The sequence below is a fragment of the Hydrogenophilus thiooxidans genome (genome assembly GCF_019049855.1).
GTDB classification, from domain to species: domain Bacteria; phylum Pseudomonadota; class Gammaproteobacteria; order Burkholderiales; family Rhodocyclaceae; genus Hydrogenophilus; species Hydrogenophilus thiooxidans.
The window spans coordinates 1-2,890 of record NZ_JAHLSY010000048.1; the positions used below are offsets into that span (position 1 = coordinate 1).

At 62.1% G+C, this 2,890-nt stretch carries 2 protein-coding genes; both read left to right on the plus strand.

Features of this window, described 5'->3' with window-relative positions:
* A partial coding sequence (locus tag KUL93_RS11110) for a DUF3400 domain-containing protein (protein WP_217127101.1) occupies positions 1 to 2,014 on the plus strand: 2,014 nt, incomplete at its 5' end.
* A gap of 61 nt (positions 2,015 to 2,075) precedes the next feature.
* Positions 2,076 to 2,890 (plus strand): ExeA family protein (locus KUL93_RS11115; protein WP_217127102.1); only part of this gene is annotated, 815 nt, incomplete at its 3' end.

Consider the following 2,890-nt stretch of genomic DNA (forward strand, 5'->3'; position numbering starts at 1 on the left):
GGCCGAAGCCGAAGCGCACTTTGCCGAATATGGGATTCGCGCCGGCGAATACCAAAACACCGCCCCCAATCCAACGCTCTTCCACCGACTTCAGGACTACTCAGTACGCGTCTCGTGGAAGCGCGAACTCAAAGCGCCGCTCGAATCGATCTTCGCCGGACAGTTCTTTGCCCCGACGCATGCCAAACTGCAGGCGATCCAAAAAGCGGTCCTGAGAGGGCGCCTTTTCGTCGCGCTGCACATGCACGCCGGCGACGGCAACGTGCACACCAACATCCCAGTCAATTCCGACCACTACCAGATGCTGCAACGCGCCAACCAGGTGGTCGACCGCATCATGGCGATCGCCAAGGAGCTGGGTGGCGTGATTTCGGGTGAGCACGGCATCGGGATCACCAAGTTCGACTACCTCGAACCCGAAAAGCTACAGGCGTTCTGGGCGTACAAAGAGCGCGTCGACCCGGAAGGGCGCTTCAACCGTGGCAAATTGATGCCCGGTGGGAATCTCGCCCGCGCCTACACCCCGTCGTTCAACCTGATGGGGCACGAATCGCTCATCATGGAACAGACCGACCTCAAAGGCATTTCCGACGCGATCAAAGATTGCCTGCGCTGCGGCAAATGCAAACCGGTTTGTTCCACCCACGTGCCGCGTGCAAACCTGCTCTACAGCCCGCGCAACAAAATTCTCTCCACGTCGCTTTTGATCGAAGCGATCCTCTACGAAGAACAGACGCGGCGCGGCGTTTCTGTTGCCCATTGGCAGGCGTTCGAAGACGTGGGCGACCACTGCACCGTCTGCCACAAGTGCCTGAAACCGTGCCCAGTCGACATCGACTTTGGCGACGTCTCGATCCGCATGCGCAACCTCCTGCGCAAATTGGGCAAAAAATCGTTCAACCCGGGCACTGCAGCGGCGATGGCGTTCCTCACCGTGAAAGACCCGACGACGGTGAAACTGATCCGCAGCGCGATGATCGACCTCGGCTACCGCGCGCAGCGCTTTGCCTACCGCACAGCGAAACGGCTCGGTCTCATCCAGGCGCAAACCCAACTGCCGCCCGCAACCCGCGGCAAAGCGCCCGTGCGCGCGCAGGTGATCCATTTCATCAACAAACCGATGCCGGGGAACTTACCGAAGCGCACCGCGCGGCAACTGCTCGACATCGAAGACGACACGATCATCCCGGTGATCCGCAACCCCAGGGTGCGCGCGGACGAGTCGGAAGCGGTCTTCTACTTCCCCGGCTGCGGCTCGGAACGGCTCTTTTCACAAGTAGGGCTCGCCACCCAGGCGATGCTCTACCACGTGGGCGCCACCTGCGTGCTCCCTCCCGGCTACCTCTGCTGCGGCTATCCGCAGACCGCCGCCGGGTTCGAAGCGCAAGGGCAAAAGATCATTACCGACAACCGCGTGCTCTTCCACCGCGTCGCGAACACCCTCAACTACCTCGACATCAAAACGGTGATCGTCAGCTGCGGCACCTGCATGGATCAGCTCCTCAAATACCAGTTCGAGCAGATCTTCCCGGGTTGCCGTTTGCTCGACATCCACGAATACCTGATGGAAAAAGGGGTCCAGCTCGAAGGGGTCTCGGGTGTGCGTTACATGTACCACGACCCGTGCCACACGCCGATGAAGACCCACCAGCCGCTCAAAGTGGCGCAGACGCTCATGGGCACAGACGTGAAGCTCTCCGACCGCTGCTGCGGCGAAGCGGGCACCCTTGCCGTAACGCGCCCCGACGTCTCCACCCAAGTACGCTTCCGCAAGCAAGAAGAACTCGAAAAAGACGCCGCGCTGCTGCGCAAAGACCAACCCAACGTCCCGATCAAGGTGCTCACCAGTTGCCCGAGTTGCCTGCAAGGTCTTGCGCGCTACGCCGACGACGCGGGGGGGCTGGATGCCGACTACATCGTCGTCGAAATCGCCAAGCACGTGCTGGGCGAAAATTGGCTGGTGGAATACGTCGAGAAAGTGCGCGCGGGCGGCATCGAGCGCGTGTTGTTGTAAGGGAAGCGTTGCGCGCGGGTTGCGGTAAACTGGACGGCTGCTCCTCCTGGAGAACGTTCCGGTGTCGACCCTCTACCTTGCCCACTTTGGTTTAGCGGAGCCCCCCTTTTCGATCACGCCGAACCCCCGCTATTTCTTCGCGGGCGGGGAACGCGGGCGACTGCTCGAGGCGCTCACCATTGCCGTCACCACCGACGAAGGGATCACCGCAGTCACTGGCGCAGTGGGCAGCGGCAAGACGCTCCTTGCGCGCCTTCTCGTTGCGCGCTTGAGCGAAATGGGATGGCACGTCGCCTATTTGGCCAACCCCGCTTTTGCGCCCAACGAAATTGTCGCCGCGATTGCGCACGACCTCGGAGTCTTGGCAAACCCAAATGCAAACGGCTCTACCCCGGTTGCAGCGGAGTCACTACCGGGCGCAACGCTCCTGGACCGCCTCAACGCCGCGCTCATTGCCCGCTACCAAGCAGGGCAGCGCACCGCAGTCGTGATCGACGAAGCCCACGCGATGACCCCTGCGGCGCTTGACGAAGTGCGGCGGCTTGCCAACCTGGAGACCGCGCAGCATAAACTGCTGCAGATCGTGCTTTTTGCCCAACCGGAACTCACCACGCTCCTTGCCGATCCGCTGCTCCTGCCGCTGCGGGAACGGATCGTGCACCGCTTCACCCTCTCTCCGCTTCCCAAAATGACCGTTGCCGAATACATCGCGTTTCGGCTGCGCACCGCAGGGCTCGCCGGCGAAAACCCCTTCACCCAAGCGGCGCTCAACCGGATCGCGCGCGCCAGCGGGGGGATTGCGCGGCGCATCAATTTGCTGGCCGACAAAGCGATGTTGTCTGCGTTTGCGCGCGGCGCAAAGCGCGTGACCCCGGC